This is a genomic window from Corynebacterium sp. 11A, assembly GCF_008930935.1.
Taxonomy (GTDB): domain Bacteria; phylum Actinomycetota; class Actinomycetes; order Mycobacteriales; family Mycobacteriaceae; genus Corynebacterium; species Corynebacterium megadyptis.
The window spans coordinates 35,768-57,750 of the sequence record NZ_PQMR01000014.1; the positions used below are offsets into that span (position 1 = coordinate 35,768).

A 21,983-nucleotide genomic window follows, 5' to 3' on the forward strand; every position below is an offset into this window, starting at 1 on the left:
GATAGTGAGTAGATCCCGGCGCGATTTTGACGAATCCGATGTAAAAATCCGCCCCTCTCGGGGCTCACGGCCACGCACGAAACACCGCCCCAAGCACAAAGACGCCGAGTTTGGCATGGTGATTAGCAAAGACCGCGGCCGCTGGGGCGTCGCTTTAGATGGCCGCGCCCCTGCGGACACCGTGACCTGCATGCGCGCCCGGGAGCTGGGTCGCACCGCCATCGAGGTGGGTGATCGCGTGGGCGTGGTGGGCGATACCAGCGGCAAGCCCGGCACCTTGGCGCGCATCGTGAAACTCAGCGAACGCTCCTCGGTGCTGCGCCGCACCGCCGACGATACCGACCCCTATGAGCGGATCGTGGTGGCCAATGCCCAGAAGCTGCTCATTGTGTGCGCCGTGGCCGATCCCCCGCCCCGGGCCGGCTTTGTGGAACGTGCTCTGGTGGCGGCCTATGTGGGCAATCTGTCGCCGGTACTGTGCTTGACCAAATCGGATCTGGCCGATCCTTCTGCCTTTGCCGCCGAGTTCGCCGCCCTCGAGGTGCCGGTAGTGGTGTGCGGGATTAACGATCCCCTCGATGAGCTCAATGCCCTCATCGACGGCCAGGTCTCCGCGCTCATCGGCCATTCCGGGGTGGGGAAATCCACCCTAGTCAACCGCATCGTGGCGGACGCGGATCGCGCGACCGGCGAGGTCTCAGGAGTGGGCAAGGGACGCCACACCTCCACGCAGTCGGTGGCGTTGCCCCTCGACTCCGGCACGGGCTGGATTATTGACACCCCCGGTATTCGCTCCTTCGGGCTGGCCCATGTCACCCCAGAGAATGTGATCGCGGTGTTTGATGATCTCGCGGCCGCCGCGGAGAGATGTTCGCGGGGCTGCACCCACCTCGGGCCTCCTGCCGATCCTGAGTGCGGATTGGATGATCTGGACGGTCCCTCAGCTCGACGCGCCGAGGCGGTGCGCTTGCTGCTCACCTCTTTGCACTCCAATGATGAATGGGAGATGAAGAACCTGTGAGCAGTACACAGCGCCCGGCAGAGGATAGCGAAGCAGCCAGCGAGGACACCACCGCGGCCAACTGCAGCACGAGCAGCAGCGGGGCCACGAATACGGTGCAACTCGCCAGCTCCGATCGCGCGCCAGCGGATAGCGGCGATACCGGCGAACGCGGCCACAAGGGCACCGGTGCGGCCACCCCGCAGGCCCGACTCAAGCGCCTCGCCTTGCTATGTATCTACACGCTTATCGTGGGTGTGGGCACCGGACTTGGGGCCGCAGCGCTGGTGAAAACGATGCAGATGGTGGAAATGCTGGTCTATAGCCGCCATGAAGGCATGACGGCCCACCTCACCGCCGGTACCACCGCCGCCCAACGCTTCTGGGGTATCACCATCGCCGGCCTTTTGGCCGGAGTGGCCTACTATCTGCTGCAAACAAAGGGCAAGCCGATCCGCTCGGTGACCGAGGGCATGAAGGGCAAGCCCATGCCCGTGCTATCGACCTTCATCAACGCCTTTTTGCAGATGATCACCGTGGCCGCCGGCGCCTCGGTGGGCCGCGAGAATGCTCCCCGCGAGCTCGGCGCCATGATGTCCAGCCAGCTCTCGCACCGGCTGGAATTGGATTCGGAGACCCGCCGTATTCTGGTGGCGGCCGCGGCCGGCGCCGGCTTGGGCGCGATCTATCACATCCCCCTCGCCGGGGCGATCTTCGCCGTGGAGATCCTCCTCGGATCCATCACCATTCGCGCGATGATGACGGTGTTAGCCTGCTCCGCGGTAGCCACAGTTACCTCCGGCATCGTGGTGGGCAATGATCCGCTCTATGCCACCATTCCGCTCTCTGAGGGCTGGGGCAATCTCGGGGCCGCAATCATCGTGGGCGCACTCTGCGGATTGCTGGGCGTGGTATTTCGCAGTGCCATTTCTCGCGCAGAGAGCAATAAGACCCATGGCGCGGCCATGCTGTGGACCATCCCTGCGGCCTTCATTCTGGTGGGGCTGATGTCTATCTATCTGCCCACTGTTCTCGGCAATGGCCGTCTCGCCGCCACCGAGGTGCTGGTGGGCCGACCGGCCCTGGCCTTCGCTGCGGCGTTGTTGGTGGCCAAGGGCATCGCCGTGTTTGTCACCTTGCGGTCCGGCGCGGTCGGCGGTGTGCTCACCCCGGGCTTCGCCATCGGCGCGCTCGCCGGCTATTGCATCGGCGTGTTCCTCCAGCCCTTCATGCCGGGACTGCCGGCCTCGGACTTCGCGCTGCTGGGCTGCGCCAGCTTCCTCTCCACTTCCATGGCCGCACCGCTATTCGCGGTGATCGTCACCATCGAGTTTACCGGCCAAACCTCCAGCGCCTATCTCGCGCTGTTCTTGGCCGCCGCCACCGCGTCCCTCGCGGGACGCGCCGCCAGCGAGACCATGAAGATCCCGCTGAACGTGACGATGCCCTGGAACCGCCCCTAACTAGCGGCGCAGCGGGGTACGGCCGGAGAAGTTCATCATCACTTCTTTCACCCCGGGGCGGATCTTCTTCAGCATGATCAGCCCCGTGGCCAAACCACGGCGCACCCCGTTCTCGCCCTCGCCCACGTGGAGATACTGCTCCACCGGGAACTTATCGCTGAAGGCCGCATTGGAGCGCACCTCCGGGGCGTTGTCCTTATCGGCCACCATGAAGCGCGGCGGCAGGCTCAGCTTGAGCAGGGTCTTTTGCACCTTGAAGAACTGCTCTGGGAAGGAGCCGGTGTGATAGGGCAAGTCATAGTCGCGGGCGACCTTCTCCACCTTCTTGCCCACCTCGGCCAAGCGGTTGGAGGGCATGGTGGGAAAGAGGTGGTGCTCGATCTGGTAGTTGAGGTTGCCGGAGAGCACGCTCAACAGGAAACCGCCGCGGAAGTTGGCCGAGCCCAGCATCTGGCGCAAGTACCACTGGTTGTGGTCCTCGGTGGCGTGCTGCTTCTTGGTGAAGGTTTCGGTCTCGTCCGGGAAGTGTCCGCAGAAGATCACCGAATAGGCCCACAGGTTGCGGATCAAGTTGGCAAGCATATTGCCCTTGAGCATCGTGCCACCCAGGCCGAAGGGAAGCGCCACGAGCGGGAAGATGGCGTAGTCCTTGGCCATCTGGTTGCGCACCTTGGCGATGGTCTGCCAGAGCTTCGGCTTGGTCTCTTCCCAGGTGGCCTTGCCGGCGGGAATCTTGCCCAGCTCCACATCGTAGAATGCCACCGCCCACTGGAAGAAGGTGGCCAAGATGGTGTTGGTCAGCGGCTGCGCCAGGTGGTAGGGCTGCCACTTGCGGTCGCGGGTCACGCGCAACACGCCATATCCCACGTCATTGTCCATGCCGAGGACATTAGTGAAGGTGTGGTGGATGTAGTTGTGCGAGTGCATCCACTGCTCCGAGGGGCAGTTATTGTCCCACTCCCACGTGCTGGAGTGCACCGTGGGATCGTTCATCCAGTCCCACTGGCCGTGCATCACATTGTGGCCGATTTCGAGGTTCTCGAGGATCTTCGACAGAGCCAATAGCCCGGTGCCGGTGGCAAAAGCCGTCTTGTTCTTGCCGAAGAACAGCGCCGCGCGACCCGCAATTTCGCAGCCACGCTGCACCCGAATCAGGTTCGTAATATAGCGCGCATCGCGCTCTCCCAGATCAGACTCCACCTCTTGCTTGATTGCGTCGAAGCGAGCTCCGATGGCGGCGATGTCCTCGTCCGTGAGATGCGAATAAGCGCGAATGTTATCGATAGCCATGTCTCTGTGTCTCTCCTTCGCGTTGCAGCGATTGTGCAGTAGTTGTGCTGGTTTTAGATACTGACGTCCCCGCAGGGCACCGAGCTACACACGCGCACTCGCTCCCCTGGGCCGCAGGTTTGGCCGGTGGTCAAATCCATAACTTGGCCCTCCTTGATCTCTTGGACGCAGGTATGGCAGATACCCATGCGGCAGCCGTGTGGCAGGGCCACCCCGATGCTTTCCGCAGCCTCCAGCACCGTGGTGGCGCCATCGACTTCCACCGAGGCGTTGCTCCCAATGCTCACCACTCCGCCCGGGTTGGACCCCGCCTTCGAGCGGTCCAAGGCGAAACGCTCGCTGTGGATCTGGCTGGGATCATCCAGCACGGCCCCCAGCTCCTGCTCCGCGGCGCGGATCATCTCCTCGGGGCCACAGACATAGACGGCGTAGCTGGATATCTCCGGGATGGCGTCTATAAGCGACTGCATACTCATCCGGCCCTGCTCGCTGGTGATGGTCAGCAGCAGGCGGACATTCGGGTGGGTGCCGAGATGCTCAAGCTCCTCGGCGAAGAGCAGATCGGAACGTTCCCGCACCGAATGGGCAACCACAATGGTGGTGTCTTCGATGGCGCCGGTATCCGCGATATAGCGCAGCATGCTGATGATGGGGGTGATGCCTGTGCCCGCAGAGATAAAGAGCAGGTGATCGGCCACGGGATCGGTGAGGTGAAAATCTCCTGCGGGCGCGGCGAGGCGAATCGCCATCCCGGCGCGGGCGTGGGAGATGAGATGCTGCGAGACCATACCGCCGTCGATAGCGCGCACGGTGATGTGGAAGATAGAGTCGCTGCCCTGCACCGGGGCATTGGTCAGCGAATAGCTGCGCCAGACGAAACGGCCGTCGATGGGCAGACCAATACCGATGAACTGCCCCGCTTGAAAGTCCAAGGGCACTCCCCAACCGGGAGCGATCTCCAGACTGACGGTGCGCTCGTTGAGTGCTTCAATCCGAATGATCTCGCCGCGCAGTTCGCGCGTCGACCACCGGTGGTTGAGCAACGCGGTGTAATCATCGGGAAGCAGGGGGTGAGTGATCGCGCCGAGAGCGCGGCGGAACTTCCGGAGCCGGTCCGGGCTGAAGCGGCGACTACGCGGGGTATTGGCAGGTGGGGTGGCCACAGCTCGGCCTCCAAAATATTTTCTCTCTAAGAAATAACTATTACGTTAGCGTACCTTAGCCCTGCCCACCCCACCTGTCTAGTTTTACCCCCGAAATCTCAGCCAGCTAGAGTAACTCCACTACAAAGGGCAGTTCGGTGGGGTCGTACCACGCCAAGAAGTGCTCGGCGGCGTCCCCAACCGCCAATTGTGCATCCTCATCGCCCAGCTCAGCGGCGTCCAACACGGCGAGGGCGCGCTTGATATCGGCTTCCGCGTCCTCGAGGTCAATATGCAGCGCGGCCACATCGCGCAGCGCCACCTCGGCTGGGCTGAGCCGCACCACCGACTCGCCCATCTCCGGCTGGAATTCCACGGCCTGATCATCCACATCCGCGCTGATCACCACGCGGCGATGGGGGAAACGCTGCTCGCTATCAATAGCCAAGAGCCGAATGGAGGCCAGCGCCGCATCGTCGAAGGCGACCTCGGAGAGCTCCTCATCATCGCCGCTGGTGTAGAACTCGCGCAGCGCCGGGGTGAGGGCAAAAGCCCACCCATTGCGGGCGTGGATCACGCTCTCGCTGTGCAGCTGCTCAAGCATGGGAAAGGTGGCCGGAAGATAGACGCGCATCCGCTTAGAATTCCCCTTCGATCTCGAAGACGCCGGCGATCTCCACGATGGCGCGATCAAATTGCTGGAAGTACACGCCGATCAGGCCAGCCTCCACAGCGCCGCGCACGTTCACGATGGAATCATCCACCATCACCAGGTCCTTGCGCTCCAGCTCCAAGGTGTCGGCCGCGAATTGAAAGGCCTCCACAGTGGGCTTTTCTGCGCCGATCTCGCCGGAGAGAAGTACCGCATCGACGATACCGCGGAATTCCCACTCACGGATCTCATCCGCGCCGGGGCCGCCGGGATCATTAGACAAAATGGCGATCGGGGCGCCCTTCTTCCGCAGCGCCGAGAAGAAGTTACGCCAGCGACGCTGCACCTCCTCCGAGCCATCGAGCACTCCCACATAATCCACTACCAGTCCGCGCATTGTTCTCCTTGTGTTGTTGCTATCGCCCCAGGGGCGCATCTATGCAGGCACGGCGGGCGCCGCGCTGCTAACCATGCCATACTATACGCGGGACACAGGGGGATTCCACGGGCCACAAGCCGCCACGCGGCCGAGGGCTGCTTTCCGCGATCGCGCACATCCCGCGCAGGAAGGCCGTGTTACAGCCATGAGCGCCCAGAGCTCGCCTTTTATCTCCATTGCCGGTACCACTCATCTGAAAAAGCTGCACCCAGCCGCCGCGCTGTCCGCCACCACATCCACCACAGCCGCCGCCGAATCGACGCTTTCCCCCGTGGAGTCACTGCGCCCCCTTGAGCGTGGGGCGGCGCAGACCGCGGCCCAGCCCGGCACCCAGCCGCGAGCGCGCCAGCCGCGCCGCCTCTCGGATCTGCTCAGCATTGCCCAACCCCCGGTGAGCAGAATGCTGGCGGTGATGAGCGGGGCCGCGGAGCCCAGCACCCTCGCCCCTGCCCGCTTCGCCCTGCAGGTCCGCGCCCATGTGGCCATGATGCGTCGGCTCATCGCCGCCCAGAAAGTCACGGCGGATAGCGCTCCCCCACCTATCGCCGAGCTGCGGGTGATCCCGGATGTCTACCGCCGAGACCGCTTCGACTTTGTGGTGCGCCTCGGCCAGCCGTTGGGTGGGGTGAGCCAACACCGCTTCATGGCCGGTGCCATGGAACTGCACGCGCATAAAACAACCCGCAGGGTGTGGTGTGTTCACACGCTGCGGGTGTTTTAAGCGGCGCGGCCCGCAGATGGTGTCCTGCGGGCGGCGGGGCGGGCGAGTTTAGCTCTCGGCGGGCCCGCGGTAGGTACGCTTGGACTCGGCCTGGCGCACCTTGGCCACATCTCCGCCGATGTCCTCGGCGTCGATCTTGCCATCGTTGTTGATGTCGGCGGTGCCGGCCTCTTCCATCTTGGGCACGAATTGCTGGCGCAGCAGGAAGAGCTGGCGGACGGTTTCTTCCTTGATGCCGTCCTTCATGGCATTGAACATGTCGCCGCCCTCCTTCTGGTATTCCACCAGCGGATCGCGCTGTGCCATGGCGCGCAGGCCGATGCCCTCCTTGAGATAGTCCATCTCATAGAGGTGCTCGCGCCACTTCTGGTCCACGATGGACAAGATGATGGTGCGCTCCAAGTTGCGCATCTGCTCCTCGCCGCCGAGGGCGGTCACGGCCGCCTCCAGCTGGGCATAGCAGGCTCGGGCGTCGTCGATCAGCGCCTGGCGCAGCTCCTCGGCGGAGAGCTCGCCGGCCGCACCATACTCGGTGCCATCGATGAGCTGCTGGTACTCGAAGCTCGGGCCATAGAGCGCCTCGAGGGCGTTCCACAGCTCATTGAGATCCCAGTCCTCGACGTAGCCCACCTCGGTGGCGGCGGCGACATAGGCGGAGAGGGTTTCGTCGATCATGTTCTTCACAAAGGGCTCGACGTCCATGCCCTCGAGGATCTCGCGGCGCTCGCCGTAGACCACCTTGCGCTGCTCGTTCATCACTTCGTCGTACTTGAGCACGTTCTTGCGCGCCTCAAAGTTCTGGTTCTCCACCTGCGACTGCGCGGTCTTGATGGAGTTGGACACCATCTTCGCTTCGATCGGCACATCGTCCGGCACATTCAGGCGGTTCATCATGGACTCGATGGCCTGGCCGCGGAACCGCACCATGAGCTCATCGCGCAGCGAGAGGTAGAAGCGGGTCTCGCCCGGATCGCCCTGACGCCCGGAGCGGCCACGCAGCTGATTATCGATGCGGCGGGACTCATGGCGCTCGGTACCCAGCACGTAGAGGCCACCGGCCTCGCGCACCTGCTCGGCGTACTTCTCGGAGCGCTTCTTGGCCTCGGCGATGGCCTCGTCCCAGGCCTCCTCGTACTCCTCCGGCTTCTCCACCGGATCCAAACCGCGCTCACGCAAGGCCAGGTCCGCGAGAATATCCGGGTTGCCGCCCAGCACGATGTCCGTACCACGACCGGCCATGTTGGTGGCCACGGTGACATTGCCCGGCAAGCCCGCCTGGGCCACATACTGGGCCTCTTGCTCGTGGTGCTTGGCATTGAGCACATTGTGCTTGATGCCGCGGCGCTGCAGCAGGGTGGACAGGTACTCGGAACGCTCCACGGAGGTGGTACCCACCAGCACCGGCTGGCCCTTCTCGACGCGCTCGGCGATGTCATCGGCCACGGCCGCGAACTTCGCCTCCTGCGTCTTGTAGATCAAGTCGGGCTCGTCGCTGCGCTGGTTAGGGCGGTTCGGCGGCACAGCGATCACGTCGAGTTTATAGATTTGGTGCAGCTCGGCAGCCTCGGTCTCGGCGGTACCCGTCATACCGGCCAGCTTGTCGTAGAGGCGGAAGTAGTTCTGCAGGGTGATGGTCGCGAGAGTCTGGTTCTCGTTTTTGATCTCCACCTGCTCCTTGGCCTCAATGGCCTGGTGCATGCCCTCGTTATAGCGGCGACCAGAGAGCACACGACCGGTGAACTCGTCCACGATCATGACTTCACCGTTGCGTACGATGTAGTCCTTATCGCGGGTGAATAGCTCCTTGGCCTTGAGCGCATTGTTCAGGTAGCTGACCAGCTGCGAGTGCTCGGGCGCATAGAGATTGTCGATGCCCAGCTGGTCCTCGACGAAGGATACGCCCTCTTCCTTCACACCAACGGTGCGCTTGCGCACGTCCACTTCATAGTGGATGTCCTTCTTCATGCGCGGAGCAATCTGGGAGAAGGCAGTGTACCACTGCGAGGTTCCCTCCACGGCGCCGGAAATAATCAGCGGGGTGCGAGCCTCGTCGATGAGGATGGAGTCCACCTCGTCCACGATCGCGTAGTGGTGGCCGCGCTGCACCAAATCGTTGAGCGAGCGCGCCATATTGTCTCGCAGATAGTCGAAACCGAACTCATTATTGGTGCCATACGTGATGTCGGCAGCATAGGCTTCACGACGCTGCGCTGGGGTTTTCGTAGCCAGAATCACGTCGGTACGCAGCCCCAGGAAGCGGTGGACACGACCCATCCACTCGGAGTCACGCTTAGCCAAGTAGTCGTTCACGGTGACCACGTGCACACCCTTGCCCTCGAGGGCATTGAGATAGGCGGGCAGCACACAGGTGAGGGTCTTACCCTCACCTGTCTTCATTTCGGCGACATTGCCGAAGTGCAGGGCGCCGCCGCCCATGATCTGCACCGGGTAGTGCTTCTGGCCGAGCACGCGCCACGACGCCTCGCGCGCCACCGCGAACGCCTCAACCACGAGGTCATCGACGGTTTCGCCGTCCTCGAGGCGCTTTTTGAACTCGTCGGTCTTTGCACGCAGCTCATCATCGCTGAGCTTTTCGTAGTCCGATTCCACTGCGATGACCTGATCAGCGAGGTGACGCAGACGCTTGACAGCGCGCCCCTCACCCATCCGGAGTAGCTTTGACAGTCCTAGCACAGGCTCTACTTTTCCTTATATATCGACAACCGGAGCGACGCACCGCCTCCGCGCCCTTCATCGGCGCGGCGCACGACACACCCACGTTCAAGCTTTTGCTTCGTGCAGCATAACGCACTATCGGAGATGAAGATAAGGCGCCGCTGCCCACAAGTCTGTGCCTATTGTACGCACCCCAGCACGCAGAGGATGCAGCATGCCCTAAGAGCACCGCCCCGCCGGCTGGCTCCAGGGTGCAGCTAACCCGCCCGAGCTGGGCGGACCATACACAGCAGCGACCCGCCCCGAGCTGGTGTGCTCCGGGCGGGTCGAATGGCATTCCCGCCGTGGCGGTCGAGGAACTAGCTCTCCTCATCCTCCGTCAGGGCGATCAGACCATAGTCGAAAGCGTGGCGGCGGTACACCACGGACGGACGGTTGGTCTCCTCATCGATGAAGAGGTAGAAATCGTGGCCCACCAGCTCCATCTCGGAGAGAGCATCGTCCACGCTCATCGGGGTAGCGGTGTGCTCCTTGCGACGAACGATCTGGCCGGGCATAACATCCTCCACCTTGTCGGCGTAGGTGTCTGCATAACGATCATCCTCCTCCACGCGGGCGGCCTTCGCCTCGTCCACGAGTTCGCGGGCGATCTCGCCAGTGGACAACGGGGCGCGGTGACCAGAACGGCTGATGGTGCGGCGGGCCTTCACCTTGCGCAGCGAGCGCTCCATCTTGGCCAGCGCGGTCTCCAGCGCGGCGTAGAAGCTATCCTCCTTCGCCTCGGCGCGAGCCAAGTGGCCCTTACCGGTGGCGGTGATCTGAATACGATCGGCGCGATCGGCACGGCGCGGATTCGGCTCGTGCTGCAGCTCGACGTGGAAGAAGGTAAGGGTGGGATCGAGGCGCTCGATCTTGGAGAGCTTAGTATTGACACGCTCAGCGAAGTGCTCGGGAACCTCAACGTTGCGTCCAGTAATGCGAACCTGTGCTTCTGGGCGCAGAGTCTCGGTGTTGTCAGCAGGTGTAGTCACGTGCGTGTACCTCCCGGGGTTGGCCACCACCAACGGAAGGGCTGGATTGCTCCTCCGCGGTCTGCGGTGACGATGATGTCTTGCACCTCAAGAATACATCTGGTTATGACCAATCTTCTAGGGTTCTCAACGATGTTCGCCCTTAGCGGACAGGACGAGCCCGCATTAGCCCAGTAACGCGGATTTCTCTAAGCCGCCGCTAAGGTTATGGCACCGATCACCCTCACCCCCGCATACGCCAGCGCGGCCCGACTCGCGGCCAGAGTGGATCCCGTCGTGAGGACGTCGTCGACAAGCAGCACGGGATGCAGTGGCCGCGGGGCTCGCCTCACCCGCACCGAGCCGCTCAGGTTGCGCCGCCGCTCCGCTGCACTCAACCCCACCGAATCGCGGGCGCTGGGCGTGCGGAAGAGCAGCTCAGAGGTGGGGATGCGGGTATGACGGCACAGCGCGGTCACATGATCGCCGCCGCGACGGCGGGCATTGCGCCGGGTGGTGGGCGCCGGAACGAGGCTCAGCCGCTGCGGCTCCGGCAGCTCCCCGCGTGCGGCCATGAACTCGAGGGCCGCTCGCAGCACCGCCGCCGCGTGCGGGATCACATCCACCCGTCCGCGCTCTTTCATCTCCACGATGATCTGGCGATGCGCCCCGCCATAAGGGCCGCAGGCCCATACCGGAACATCCAGCTCCACAGTGGGCATAACCAGTTCCGGCGGCTGCGCCAACGCCCGCGCACACCGCGCGCACAGGCGTACTCCCGGCGCGTGACATCCCGCGCAGCGCACCGGCAGCATCCATTCCCATGCCCCGCTCATGGCAGCCTCCCCCGTGTGGGCCGTTGCGGCGCGGCTGCCTAATAAGGCGATCCCGCGCCGTCTCGTGCCCGCAGTTTAGCGCGCGACCACGGGGATCGCACGGGTTCCCTGCAAAGCCGGGACCTCGCGCCAGAAGGTGGAATTACCGCCAATGGGCAATTGCAGAACCGAGTGCTGATCGGCCACCACATAGTTAGAGTTACCGGCCGCTACGCCCCGCACCGGGGCGGTGATATTGCCATTGGGCAACGCGATCGCCTCGGAGCCATCGGTGGAGAGCTGCCACACCGGGGTTTCCTGGCTCTTGGTGCCCACGATCAACGAACCCGTGGGCGTCCAGTCCAACGTGGTGGCCTGGTTGCCCAGAGACGGCGCAATATTTTGGATGGCGTGCAGCGCGTACTCGCCCGACTGCTCCGAGACCACCGTGCCCAGATACACATCACCTTCCACGATGAACGCGGCACGCACGCCCGTCGGCGACAGGCGCAGTGCCGTGATCGGCGGGCGGCGCGATTGCTCCTCGGCGTCAATCGTGTCCCATAGCTCATCTATGTCCACCTCGGTATTGGCCACTTCCCCACTGGAGGTGGAACGGGCGGTGCGCACCACGGTGGTGCCGTCCACCACACTCCAGATGGAATTGCCATCGGCGGCGAAGGTGGGGCGGGTGATACTGCGCCCCTCGAGAGCCATTTTCATGGGCACATCGAAGCCGCCGAAATAGAGGGTGGTGTCCTTCGCCGACTCATCCACCGCCGACACCTCGGGGTCCTCATCCTCGCTGGGATCGGTGGAATACACCGCCGCCACCGAGTCGGAGCTGGCAAAAACATCCGCCGATTGCATCACACCCTTGGTTCCACCCTGGGTAGAAACGCGCGCCGGGGTGTCATTTTCGATGGAATACAGCTCTCCCTGCGCCACCGCGTAGAGCGGCAAGGTCACCGCTGCAGAGGCGAAGGGATTGAATTCGGCCACATCCGATAATGAGGTGGTATTCGACCCCGCCGAGAGCGGCAGGCCATCGGAGGTGATGGTGTAGGGATCGGCGATATCGGAGCGGGCGAGGGTCCAGGCGGCTTGGGCCACGAAGAGCTGCCGCTCTTCCGAGCTGAGGGTTTGCAGCCCCGTGAACTCATAGGCCGAGTTTTGCTCGCCAATGAAGGTGGAATTCGGCGGCAGCGCCGTTTTTACGCCCTCACGCAACGCCTCCCGCGGACCCGCCGCTAACAGCGTCAGCAGCGTGGTGTCGAGAGAATCCGGATCGGAATAGACCCAGCGGCGATCCGCCACCAGCCTCTGGAACTTGGGATCGAAGAAGTAGATATCGCGCGGCTGATATTGCTTGCTCAGCTCGCTCATCTCGATAATGACCCCATCGGGCAGCGAGGCGATCCGCCACTCTCCGTCCACCCTTTTCAGCGACATTTCTGCCTCAAAGGACGCATGCTCCGGTTGATAGACCCCGCCTTCGCGGAGGTAGCCCACCACCTCGCCGCGCACCGTGTAGCCGACTGTGCCCTCGCGCGGGGTTCCCTTGGCGTTGAGGTCCACACGATCGACGATGATCGCCCCCGTGCTGGACTCGGGGCTTTCTTTCCATGCGGCGGCGGCCTCGGGTGTCATGAAGTTACGGGCACTGGCATAGTTTTTGCTGGGATTCGCCGAGGCAGTAAAGAAATCGCGCAGCAAAAGGTCTGGTTCCCGCCCGGGCTCGGGGGTGAGTTCCCCGCCCACATCCGCCCCAGGTTCGAAGGAGCGTAGTGCCTGCGGATCGGAATCGGTGGGCAGGCTGGTGCAGCCGGCGGTACATAGCGCCGTGGCCAGCACCGCCGCAGCCACAGTGCGGCGGGCGGCGGATCGGGGTTTATTCGCGCCAGTCATCATCGTCCTCCTTCAGCTTCGGCGGCTCCTCCTGCGGGCCTGCGTCCGGGGCATCGGCGGCCCCCTCGGAGCCCTCAGAGTCCTCAAGCGGCCCGAAGTCTTCCAGCTCCGCGGCGGCGAGCTCCTCTTCCGAGATTTCCATGAGATCGGCTAGGTAGTCCCGGTGCGGCGGCCGCGCCTGCGACACCTCGGTGGAATCCATCTCTCCCCCGGGCTCCTCGCCAGCTGCGCCGGGCTGGGTCTCTCCCGCGGCGGCGGGATCTTCGAAGGCGCCGAATTCAGCGCGAGCCCATTCTTCATCGGCGATCTCGGCGATCTCCTCCTCCGATAGCTCGGTGACATGAGCGGCGGTCGCGGGAGAGACAGCGGGGCTAGCAGTAGCTGCCGCTGCGGGCTCCGTGGCATCTCCTTCTTCTGCGGCCGCGCCGAGAGCGGAGCCGGACGCCGCCGCCTGGGCCTCGAACTCATCGGTGGGCAGCTCGGTCACGCCCACCGAGATTGAGGTGTCGACGAGATCCAGCGGCAGCGGCGAGTTTTCGACGTGCTCGTGCGGGTGGCGCGGCAGGGTGAGGCGGAACATGGTGCCCACGCCGAGCTCGCCGACGGCTTCGAGGCGACCGCCGTGCAGCTGCGCATCCTCGCGAGACATGGCCAGCCCCAGCCCAGTGCCGCCCGAGTGGCGCTTGCGGGAGGGATCGGCCCGCCAGAAGCGTTCAAATACCAGCTCCTCTTGGCTGGGCTTGAGCCCCACGCCGTTATCGCAGACCGCCAGGGCCACGGCCTCCTCATTGCCGCGCAGGCGCACCAGCACCGGCTTGCCTTCGGAGTGGTCGATAGCATTGGCCACGAGATTGCGCAGGATGCGCTCGACGCGGCGCGGATCCACGGTGGCCATCACCGGCTCCTGCGGCAGGTCGAAGCGCACCGAGACCCCCACCTTCTCGGCCAAGTGCTTCACCTGTTTCCACACGGAGGTCACCACCGAACGCACATCGCTCTCGGAGGCAGACAGCGTCGCCACTCCAGCATCGTGTTTGGAGATCTCCAAGAGGTCTTTGAGTAGGTCCTCGAAGCGGTCGAGCTCACGGATGAGTACATCGGAGGCGTGCTGGGTGAGCGGATCCAGCTCCTCACGTTGATTGGCGATCAACTCCGCGGCCATACGCACCGAGGTCAGCGGGGTGGAGAGCTCATGGGAGACATCGGAGGTGAATTGTCGTTGCAGGTCGCCGTATTCCTTGAGCTGGTCGATCTGCTTGGAGAGCTCCTCGGCCATGGAGTTAAAGCTCATGGCCATGCGCGCCATCTCGTCTTCGCCATCAACCACCATGCGCTCGCGGAAGTGCCCGTCGGCGAAGCGCTGAGCAATACGCGAGGCCGAGCGCACCGGCCCCGTGATCTGCTGGGTGAGCAGCCACGAGATTCCCACCAGCAGCACCAGCAACACCACGCCACCGGCGGCGAAGAGGCCCCGCATCAGCGCCAGGGTTTGCTCTTCATTTTCCATCGAGAGCACGAGATACACCTGCAGATCCGGCACCCCAGAATCAGTCGGCGTGCCGATGATCAGCGATTTCACGCTGCTGCCATCCGCATTGTCCACCACGGTGAACTGATAGGAGACCTGCCCCTCACTGACAAAGCGACGCAAGCGGGGCGGAATCTGATAGCCCTCGGGGGAGCTGATCACATCGGCATCGTTGTCGCTATTGACTACCACGACCGGCTCATACACCGCGGCTTTATCCGCTACCGGTCCGCCGGCGCGCGCCGCCAGCGCCGAGCGCGCCGAGTTCACCTGCAGCTGCAAGCTGGTGGCGGAATCAATGGAGGCGATCTGCTGCTCCACGGTCTGGCGCGCCCTATCGATTTCCGAATTGGCAATGTCCAGCTTGGCGTCCACCAGCCGCTGCGTGGTGATCGAGATCATGGACAAGCCCAAAATGAGCACGACAAGGGCACACACCACGAAGATCGATCCAATCACTCGGATCTGCAGTGATGTGTTCCACTTGTGGGCGACGGTGTAGCGCAGTCGCCGCGCCTCGGATTTGAGTTGGCGGATGGTCACAACAATGAGCCGGCTCGCCCTACACTGCGCCGGTCTTATAGCCGACGCCGCGCACGGTCAATACGATCTGCGGGTTCTCGGGGTTCTTCTCGATCTTGGCGCGCAGGCGCTGAATGTGCACATTCACCAATCGGGTATCGGAGGCATTGTGATAGCCCCAGACCTTTTCCAGCAGCTCCTCACGGGATAGCACCTGACCAGGCTTGCGGGCCAGCTCGGTGAGTAGATCAAACTCGATCGGGGTGAGCTGGGTTTCCTCCCCATCGCGGGTGACGGAGTGGCTCGGCACATCGATCTTTAGTCCACCGATCTCGAAGTGCTCGCCGGGCTCTTCATCGGCGCGGCGCAGCCGCGCCCGGATACGCGCCACGAGCTCTTGGACCTTGAAGGGCTTATTCACATAGTCATCGGCCCCAGACTCCAGCCCGAGCACCACGTCCACGGTGTCCGTCTTAGCGGTGAGCATGATGATAGGCACGGTGGAGTTTTGGCGAATGACACGGCAAATATCAATGCCATTCATGCCGGGCAGCATGAGGTCCAGCAGCACGAGATCGGGCTGATGCTGCTCGAAAGCACTCACGGCCTCGGCGCCATCGAGAACTGGGATCGCCTGCAGGCCCTCGGTCTTCAACACGAGGACCAGCATCTCAGAGATTGCGGGATCGTCATCTACGACGAGAATTTTCGGTGCACCCATAGTTTTATAATTCCATACCTAATGTATTCATGATGCGTTCAGCTGTCTTCGCCGGCGAATCCTCCGGGGCGGCCACAATCCACGGGCTGCCCCATCCTTCCGCAGCGAGGCGTCGATAAGCATATGCCGTGCGCGTTTGCAGATCCGCGTCGCGCTCATAGGCATCGCGGGTGCGGGTGGCATCCTGCGCTTCACGACGCTGCGCTCGGGCCGCCGCCATCTGCACCGGCGTATCCAGCAGCACCTGCACATCCGGCGCGGGCAGACCAAAGGTGGTGAACTCGAGCTCCGCCACCCACTGCGCTGCGGACTCATCGGACAGCCGCGCCGAGGTATAGGCGGCATTGGAGGCCACATAGCGATCGAGCACCAGCACCTGGGCGGGATCAGCTGCCGCGGCGGCCAGCTGCTCCCGCGCCCCCAAGCGGTCGAGGGCGAAGAGCGTGGCCATGCCGTGAATCGAGTCGATGAGATCACCCATTCCGCCCTTGAGTGCCTTATCGGCGAGCTGGGCGTGCACGGAGACCTCATAGCGGGGAAAGCCGAGCACCTCCATGCTGGGGATGCGCTGTTGCAACGCCGTGACGAGGGTGTTTTTTCCTGCCCCGTCAATTCCTTCGACGGCAACCAGCATTAGTTAAGCGCCTCGAGAAAGACGTCGATGTCTGCGTCCTCGACCGAGGTTTCCAAAAGCTCGGCCGCGGTCTCGCGCAGCTCCTCGGAGCCCGCGCCGCTGAACTCGCGGATGAAGGGATAGTCCTCCACGACCGCACCGGCGCTATAGGGCGCGCCGGCCCAGATGGCGGCGATCGTGGCGGCGGCGAGCCCATTGTGCAGCTCGGCGTCGGACACCTCGGGCTGGCGCAGGGCTAGCGTGCAGGCATCGTCGACAGCTTCGATAATCTCCTCGCCGTCGAGAGCGGAGAGCTCATCGAGAAACTCCACGTTGACGTCCTCGGTGAAAATGCTTTCATCCCAACTACTCATGCTGACCTCACTCACGTGCTTGTTCAGTATTCACTCCGGCCACGCCACCGCCGCAGACCTCACCCAGCTGGTGCCCGCCTCCGCCACAGTGGCACAGGCGCAGTACAGCTGGCCGAAGGACGAGGGACTGCATAAGGGCGATCACGCGTGTTTATCCCATATCTACCACGCCTAACGTCGCCGCAATATTTGTCGCCACCGGTGCTTGGAACCGCAATGCGCGCGGCGCGGCGGAATGGGCTTATGAGCCGGACCTATGGGCACAGCGTGGTTAAGGTCTGATGTCCCCGCTGTCAAGCACAAGCGCCACGGCGCCCAACATTTCTTGCTTATCGCTCTTTTCACGGCCCCCCTATTCGTGTTATCGTCCATGGCGAGTTATAGATTCGTTATATTTGCTCATGAGCGGTGCACGAGGCCCGCCGAGCGGAAGATGAGGTGAGCGATGGTCGATACCGACCTGAAGCGATTCTTCCTGTTCACCTCCGCCGGCTTGGCGATCGCACTGATCGTGGGTGTCGGCGCATGGTGGCTCTCGGCCCCTAATAATGGCCGCAGCGAAGGATCCACGGAGACCCGCGGCGGCTATGTCTCGGTCAATGGATCCGAGAGCGTCTCTTCTTCGTCCTCCACCGAGGCATCGAGCGAGCCGGAGCGCCGAGAGGACGAGGATAGCTCGGCCGAGTACCAGGCCAGCCCTTCCCGCATGACGCCCCTCGCCCCCAGTCGCAGCTCGACCCCGCAGGCCCTCGGGGCGCCTCTGAGTAGCACGGCCCCGCCCACCAAGGTGCTGCGCCTGCCTACCACCGGCGAAACCGCGACTACAAGCCCCCAGCTGCCGTCGTTCCTCCCGAGTATTCCCCCGATCATTGGCACGGGCGAGCCCTCCACCCCGGCAATCAGCAGCAGCTCCTCCACTCCGAGCACGAGTGATTCCGCTAGCACCTCCTCGGAGAGCAGCACGACTACGACGCCGCAGGATGATGACACCTACACCCCGACCAGTGGGGACGTCGAGCCCGTGCCGAGCAGCACCACGGATGCACCCGCGGAGAGCACGGCAACAAGCACGCCTTCGAGCGAGCCGACCAGCTCCGCCGCCGTAGAGCCCAGCGAGCGCTCTGCGGATGAACACAGCAGCACCCAACCGAGCGCGACGAGCACAGCCCCGAGCCGCTCCCAGCCGCGCAGCCCTGCGCCCTCCTCCGCCGCCCCGAGCAGCTCGGCCGCGCAGCCTTCCTCGGCGAAGGAGAACGCCGGCGCCGATACTACGAGCACCGGCCCCACAGTGAGCTCGCCGCGGAACACCGAAAGCTCTTAACTCGGACGCCCTATCCAAATAGCAGAAACGGCCCCCTCCTTGAGGATGGGGGCCGTTTTGTGGGTTCTTGGGGTGTTTAGGCGAACGCCCAGAATAGGTGGGCGCTCTCGCTGGTGGCCACGCTCACAGCGCGATCGCGCTCATCCATCCACACCGCCTCGGTGGGGCGAAGTGTCAGCTGCTCGCCGGCGGCATCGGTGACCGTCAGCTCGCCGGCGGTGGCCACCAGGATGGTGGGGCCGCTGAGCTGCAGGTCGAGCGGCGGGTTCGCAGCGTCGATGTGCGCGCACGAGAGCGTGAAATCCTCGATCGGAACGGGATAGCGGGTGATGGTGGTTCCCGCCTGAGTGGTGCTCTGCGTTGTCACGAAGGGATCAACGAGCGGGGCGAAGCCCAAGACCTTCACCAGCTCGGGCACGTCTACATGCTTGGTGGTGAGGCCACCGCGCAGCACATTGTCCGAGTTGGCCATCACTTCCACGCCCACCCCGTGCAGATAGGCGTGGAGAGAGCCGGCACGCAAATAGATTGCCTCGCCGGGCTCGAGCCGCACGTGGTTGAGCAACAAGGCACCCAGCACGCCGATGTCATTGGGATAGCGCTCATTGATGGCGCGCACATTGTGCACGGTGTGGGCGATCCACGGCTCCACCTGTGTCTCATCGAGAGCGTCGATGGCGTCGATGAGGCTTTGAATCAGCTCCGCCCGGGCGGCGGTGGGAATGGTAATCCAGGTGGTGAACAGCGCCCGGAGGCGGTTTTCCTCTTCCTTCTCCGCGAGCGCCTGGCCATCGTCAATCATGTGCAGGTAGCGCTCCATGGCCGCGCAGTTCAGTTGGCGCAGCAGCTGAATCGTCTGTGCGAGGGGACGGAAGCCCGCCATGGCCTCAAACTCGGACAGCGCCACCAGCACCTCGGGCTTGTGGTTATCGTCCTTGTAGTTGCGCTGCGCCCCGCCTACCGGAATACCGAGGGCATTCTCCCGCTCCCAGCCATCCTCGGCTTGTTGCTTCGAGGGATGGGCTTGGAGGCTCAAGGGCTCATCGGCGGCGAGAATCTTCACCAAATACGGCAGCCGGTTCTGGTAGCGATCGGCGATGCGCTCGCCCAGCCACGCGCTGGGCTGCTGGGCAATGAGCTCGCTCAGCGGCTCGCCGTCCACCGTGGAAGGAGAAGCCGGGTGCGCCCCAAACCACAGTTCGGCGATGGGATGCGGCGCGGGGGCCTGATCCCCTTTCAGCCGTGGAATGGCGGTGCGGGAACCCCATGGATAGGCCCGCTCGATCCCCTCGAGACGGTGCATGTACTTCTATTACCTCCTTGGCCTGCGCTTTGCGGGCGCACGCCTTAAAGCGGCTCATGCAACTACACGCGAAGCCAGTGCGCTGCATATTTAGGCAGTGGCGCAGCTGGCTGCCCACGCGCGTGCAATGAGCCTTAAGCCTGGTGCAAGTGACTCGGAGTCGGCTGGGTGCGCGTCTCCGAGTGGCAGCGCGTCCGCTGTGTCTGCTGAATGATTCTCGCAGTATTCGCAGCGCGCTTCAATAGGCATCACAAGATCGGCTATAGAGCCGAGTGCCCAAACAACAACCTTCGAGGATAGCACCGTCGGCGGTTCGTCGAGGAACGGGTCATAGAAGATGTCCTCAGTAGCACTGGGCGAGGACTCCTCGTGGAGCCGATAGCCCTGCGTCGATAGCGCGGTGTGCACGCCGCCGGCACGGCTAAAGAGTGCCGCAATGAGGGTAGCGATCTCCTCGCTATCGTCACTGGCCGCCACGTGGACCACCGGCGAGCCCTGGACATACTCGGCCAAGGAGCGCGCGGGATTGACCACGCTATCGCGATCAGGATGGCAGGCGGCTAGTTCCTCATCCACCTCATCGGCAATCGAGTCGAGGGTGTCGGCCACCCCGGCGGCGTCCATGCGCAGGCCGAGGACTGCGGCGGCGAGGGCCGCGATGGTGCGCGCCGGCGAGTTCTGCGTCACCGAAGGCAGTGCCGGCACCCCAGTCACCCCAGTCTCCTCCGCGGTATAGGAGGCGAAAGGACTGAGCAGGATGCTCACACATCCCCGCGCGTGGGCGGTGCTAGCGGCGGCATAGGCCTGGGGCTCGTGAGCTTCATCGGCGCTGATGATCACCACATCCATCGCCCCGGCATAGCGCGGAAGCGCCGGCACGCACACCACCGGTACCCCGGCGCTGGGCAGCAAGGCAAGCCCCGCGCGCACCACGCAGCGATTGAGATAGTCGGGCGCCACCACGATGATCGCCCGCGGCGAGATACTCAGCTCGAGGGTGCCTTCGCGCACGGCGCTGGCAATGGCGCGGATTTGGGCGCCCTCGTGGGACAGGTCGAAGAGTTCCTGCTGGTTCATCATGGGTGGCGGCCCCTGGCGGCGGGTTAGGCGCGAATGATGCCGAGGATCTCGTTCACGAGCTCCTCCACATCCGCAGCGGTGGGTGCCTCCACGTTGAGTCGCAGCAGCGGCTCGGTATTGGAGGCGCGGACATTAAACCAAGCGGGAGTGCCGGCCAGTTCCACGGTCACGCCATCAAGGCGGTCGATGGATTCCGCTCGGTCGGCGAAGGCTTCGACCACTGCTTCGCGACGCTCCTCTTGCTGCTGCGCATTCTCCAGCACAGAGTTGATCTCGCCGGAGGCGGCGTAGCGGTTATAGCGGGCCATTAGCTCCGAGAGCGGGGCGTCCTGCTCCCCCAAGGCGGCGAGGACGTGCAGCGCGGCCAGCATGCCGGAGTCGGCATTGAAGAAGTCGGTGAAGTAGTAGTGCGCAGAGTGCTCGCCGCCGAACTTCGCTCCGGTATCGGCCATCGTCTTTTTAATGAAGGAGTGGCCCACGCGGGTGCGCTCGGCGGTGCCGCCGTGCTCGGCGATAATCTCCGGCACGCTCTTGGAGGTGATGAGATTGTGGATGATCGTCGCACCGGGGTGCTCGCGCAGAGTGCGCTCGGCAATGAGGGCACAAATCGCCGAGGGGCTTACCGGCTGGCCCTTCTCGTCCACCACGAAGCAGCGGTCGGCATCGCCGTCGAAGGCCAAACCGACGTCGGCGCCGGTGTCGAGCACGAACTTCTGGAGATCCACCAGGTTCTTCGGGTCGAGCGGATTGGCTTCGTGGTTGGGGAAAGTGCCGTCGAGTTCGAAGTAGAGGTCTGCGACCTCGATGGGGCTATCGGCGAACATCGCTCGGGCGGTCAGCCCCGCCATGCCATTGGCGGCGTCGATGGCTACCCGCAGCGGCCGGATGGAGGAGATATCCACCAGCTCGTTGAGATAGTCCACATAGCCCTCGAGTACGTCGCGGCTTTCCGTGTTACCGGGCTCGCCTTCGAACACCGGCACGCCCTCGATGAGCATCTCGGTGATATCGGCCAGCCCGGTCTCCTGCCCCACCGGCTTCGCCCCAGAGCGGCAGAGCTTGATGCCGTTGTACTGGGCGGGGTTGTGGCTGGCGGTGAACATCGCTCCGGCGCACTCGAGCACCCCGGAGGCGTAGTAGAGCTCATCGGTGGAGGCCAGCCCCAAGTGAATTACGTCCACGCCCTGAGAAGCGGCACCGTCGGCGAAGGCCTGGGAGAGCTCCGGAGAACTCGGGCGCATGTCGTGACCGATGGCCAGCAGGCGGGACCCCTCACCATAGATCAGGTGCCCAAAAGCGGCGCCGGTGTCGTACATGAATTCTGCGTCGATACTCTCCCCGACGACCCCGCGGATATCGTAGGCCTTCACTACAGCATGGACTGCCTCTGGCGAGCGCATAAAGT

At 63.8% G+C, this 21,983-nt stretch carries 20 protein-coding genes; 5 read left to right on the top strand and 15 right to left on the bottom strand.

Annotation, left to right across the window (positions count from 1 at the left end; translation table 11 throughout):
- The first annotated feature begins 4 nt into the window (after positions 1-4).
- Both rsgA and GBB18_RS09565 read left to right on the top strand, forming a co-directional pair.
- The gene (rsgA, locus tag GBB18_RS09560; RefSeq protein ID WP_151550057.1) at positions 5-1,021 is read left to right on the top strand and encodes a ribosome small subunit-dependent GTPase A; all 1,017 of its coding nucleotides are present in this window, start codon (positions 5-7) and stop codon (positions 1,019-1,021) included.
- Positions 1,018-2,463: a chloride channel protein gene (locus GBB18_RS09565; protein ID WP_225979270.1), complete on the top strand. Its 1,446-nt coding sequence runs from the start codon at positions 1,018-1,020 to the stop codon at positions 2,461-2,463. The genes rsgA and GBB18_RS09565 overlap by 4 nt, the downstream gene beginning before the upstream one ends.
- Here the strand turns inward: GBB18_RS09565 and GBB18_RS09570 are convergent, their stop codons facing one another.
- From GBB18_RS09570 to GBB18_RS09585, 4 genes are all read right to left on the bottom strand, one after another.
- Positions 2,464-3,753, bottom strand: coding sequence for a fatty acid desaturase (locus GBB18_RS09570; protein ID WP_151550058.1), 1,290 nt, complete (start codon positions 3,751-3,753; stop codon positions 2,464-2,466).
- A gap of 53 nt (positions 3,754-3,806) precedes the next feature.
- Positions 3,807-4,916, bottom strand: coding sequence for a ferredoxin reductase (locus GBB18_RS09575; RefSeq protein WP_151641515.1), 1,110 nt, complete (start codon positions 4,914-4,916; stop codon positions 3,807-3,809).
- A 106-nt stretch (positions 4,917-5,022) separates the two neighbouring features.
- Complete coding sequence (locus GBB18_RS09580; RefSeq protein WP_151529477.1) at positions 5,023-5,529, bottom strand: hypothetical protein; 507 nt, start codon at positions 5,527-5,529, stop codon at positions 5,023-5,025.
- Positions 5,530-5,533: 4 nt separating this feature from the next.
- The gene (locus GBB18_RS09585; RefSeq protein ID WP_151550060.1) at positions 5,534-5,944 is read right to left on the bottom strand and encodes an HAD family hydrolase; all 411 of its coding nucleotides are present in this window, start codon (positions 5,942-5,944) and stop codon (positions 5,534-5,536) included.
- A gap of 187 nt (positions 5,945-6,131) precedes the next feature.
- Between GBB18_RS09585 and GBB18_RS09590 the strand changes: the two genes are divergently transcribed.
- Positions 6,132-6,707 carry a hypothetical protein gene (locus tag GBB18_RS09590; RefSeq protein ID WP_151641516.1) on the top strand — a complete coding sequence of 192 codons (576 nt, stop codon included), beginning with the start codon at positions 6,132-6,134 and terminating at the stop codon, positions 6,705-6,707.
- A gap of 48 nt (positions 6,708-6,755) precedes the next feature.
- Here the strand turns inward: GBB18_RS09590 and secA are convergent, their stop codons facing one another.
- From secA to GBB18_RS09630, 8 genes are all read right to left on the bottom strand, one after another.
- Positions 6,756-9,374, bottom strand: coding sequence for a preprotein translocase subunit SecA (gene secA / locus GBB18_RS09595; protein WP_151641532.1), 2,619 nt, complete (start codon positions 9,372-9,374; stop codon positions 6,756-6,758).
- 368 nt (positions 9,375-9,742) lie between these two features.
- Positions 9,743-10,414, bottom strand: a complete 672-nt coding sequence (gene hpf / locus GBB18_RS09600; RefSeq protein ID WP_151550062.1) for a ribosome hibernation-promoting factor, HPF/YfiA family — start codon at positions 10,412-10,414, stop codon at positions 9,743-9,745.
- A gap of 188 nt (positions 10,415-10,602) precedes the next feature.
- Positions 10,603-11,115, bottom strand: a complete 513-nt coding sequence (locus GBB18_RS09605) for a ComF family protein (RefSeq protein ID WP_225990279.1) — start codon at positions 11,113-11,115, stop codon at positions 10,603-10,605.
- Positions 11,116-11,304: 189 nt separating this feature from the next.
- Positions 11,305-13,119, bottom strand: a complete 1,815-nt coding sequence (locus GBB18_RS09610; protein WP_151550064.1) for an LpqB family beta-propeller domain-containing protein — start codon at positions 13,117-13,119, stop codon at positions 11,305-11,307.
- Positions 13,100-15,187, bottom strand: coding sequence for an MtrAB system histidine kinase MtrB (gene mtrB / locus GBB18_RS09615; RefSeq protein ID WP_304503161.1), 2,088 nt, complete (start codon positions 15,185-15,187; stop codon positions 13,100-13,102). The genes GBB18_RS09610 and mtrB overlap by 20 nt, the downstream gene beginning before the upstream one ends.
- A gap of 19 nt (positions 15,188-15,206) precedes the next feature.
- Complete coding sequence (mtrA, locus tag GBB18_RS09620) at positions 15,207-15,887, bottom strand: MtrAB system response regulator MtrA (RefSeq protein WP_151529483.1); 681 nt, start codon at positions 15,885-15,887, stop codon at positions 15,207-15,209.
- 4 nt (positions 15,888-15,891) lie between these two features.
- On the bottom strand, positions 15,892-16,521 hold the full coding sequence (locus GBB18_RS09625; RefSeq protein ID WP_151550065.1) for a dTMP kinase: 630 nt from the start codon (positions 16,519-16,521) through the stop codon (positions 15,892-15,894).
- Positions 16,521-16,874: a DUF4259 domain-containing protein gene (locus tag GBB18_RS09630; RefSeq protein ID WP_151641518.1), complete on the bottom strand. Its 354-nt coding sequence runs from the start codon at positions 16,872-16,874 to the stop codon at positions 16,521-16,523. Before GBB18_RS09630 ends, GBB18_RS09625 begins: the two co-directional genes overlap by 1 nt.
- Here GBB18_RS09630 and GBB18_RS10690 point away from each other — a divergent pair.
- A complete protein-coding gene (locus GBB18_RS10690) occupies positions 16,873-17,049 on the top strand; it encodes a hypothetical protein (protein WP_192796013.1) in 177 nt (58 codons plus the stop codon). The two genes, GBB18_RS09630 and GBB18_RS10690, sit on opposite strands and share 2 nt — an antisense overlap.
- 270 nt (positions 17,050-17,319) lie before the next feature.
- The gene (locus GBB18_RS09635; RefSeq protein WP_151641519.1) at positions 17,320-18,195 is read left to right on the top strand and encodes a hypothetical protein; all 876 of its coding nucleotides are present in this window, start codon (positions 17,320-17,322) and stop codon (positions 18,193-18,195) included.
- A 76-nt stretch (positions 18,196-18,271) separates the two neighbouring features.
- Here the strand turns inward: GBB18_RS09635 and manA are convergent, their stop codons facing one another.
- The 3 genes from manA to GBB18_RS09650 form a co-directional block, all read right to left on the bottom strand.
- Complete coding sequence (manA, locus tag GBB18_RS09640) at positions 18,272-19,498, bottom strand: mannose-6-phosphate isomerase, class I (RefSeq protein ID WP_151641520.1); 1,227 nt, start codon at positions 19,496-19,498, stop codon at positions 18,272-18,274.
- Between the two features lie 90 nt (positions 19,499-19,588).
- On the bottom strand, positions 19,589-20,578 hold the full coding sequence (locus tag GBB18_RS09645) for a hypothetical protein (RefSeq protein ID WP_151641521.1): 990 nt from the start codon (positions 20,576-20,578) through the stop codon (positions 19,589-19,591).
- Between the two features lie 23 nt (positions 20,579-20,601).
- The gene (locus GBB18_RS09650; RefSeq protein ID WP_151641522.1) at positions 20,602-21,978 is read right to left on the bottom strand and encodes a phosphomannomutase/phosphoglucomutase; all 1,377 of its coding nucleotides are present in this window, start codon (positions 21,976-21,978) and stop codon (positions 20,602-20,604) included.
- Positions 21,979-21,983 lie beyond the last annotated feature (5 nt).

Excerpts from the sequence above, each read along its gene's own strand:
- manA (WP_151641520.1), bottom strand. The coding sequence starts at position 19,498 with ATGCACCGTCTCGAGGGGATCGAGCGGGCCTATCCATGGGGTTCCCGC.
- GBB18_RS09650 (WP_151641522.1), bottom strand. The coding sequence starts at position 21,978 with ATGCGCTCGCCAGAGGCAGTCCATGCTGTAGTGAAGGCCTACGATATC.
- GBB18_RS09570 (WP_151550058.1), bottom strand. The coding sequence starts at position 3,753 with ATGGCTATCGATAACATTCGCGCTTATTCGCATCTCACGGACGAGGAC.
- GBB18_RS09605 (WP_225990279.1), bottom strand. The coding sequence starts at position 11,115 with ATGCCCACTGTGGAGCTGGATGTTCCGGTATGGGCCTGCGGCCCTTAT.
- secA (WP_151641532.1), bottom strand. The coding sequence starts at position 9,374 with ATGGGTGAGGGGCGCGCTGTCAAGCGTCTGCGTCACCTCGCTGATCAG.
- GBB18_RS09580 (WP_151529477.1), bottom strand. The coding sequence starts at position 5,529 with ATGCGCGTCTATCTTCCGGCCACCTTTCCCATGCTTGAGCAGCTGCAC.
- GBB18_RS09635 (WP_151641519.1), top strand. The coding sequence starts at position 17,320 with ATGGTCGATACCGACCTGAAGCGATTCTTCCTGTTCACCTCCGCCGGC.
- GBB18_RS09630 (WP_151641518.1), bottom strand. The coding sequence starts at position 16,874 with ATGAGTAGTTGGGATGAAAGCATTTTCACCGAGGACGTCAACGTGGAG.
- GBB18_RS09625 (WP_151550065.1), bottom strand. The coding sequence starts at position 16,521 with ATGCTGGTTGCCGTCGAAGGAATTGACGGGGCAGGAAAAAACACCCTC.
- GBB18_RS09590 (WP_151641516.1), top strand. The coding sequence starts at position 6,132 with ATGAGCGCCCAGAGCTCGCCTTTTATCTCCATTGCCGGTACCACTCAT.
- GBB18_RS09585 (WP_151550060.1), bottom strand. The coding sequence starts at position 5,944 with ATGCGCGGACTGGTAGTGGATTATGTGGGAGTGCTCGATGGCTCGGAG.
- GBB18_RS10690 (WP_192796013.1), top strand. The coding sequence starts at position 16,873 with ATGCTGACCTCACTCACGTGCTTGTTCAGTATTCACTCCGGCCACGCC.
- GBB18_RS09610 (WP_151550064.1), bottom strand. The coding sequence starts at position 13,119 with ATGATGACTGGCGCGAATAAACCCCGATCCGCCGCCCGCCGCACTGTG.
- mtrA (WP_151529483.1), bottom strand. The coding sequence starts at position 15,887 with ATGGGTGCACCGAAAATTCTCGTCGTAGATGACGATCCCGCAATCTCT.
- GBB18_RS09645 (WP_151641521.1), bottom strand. The coding sequence starts at position 20,578 with ATGATGAACCAGCAGGAACTCTTCGACCTGTCCCACGAGGGCGCCCAA.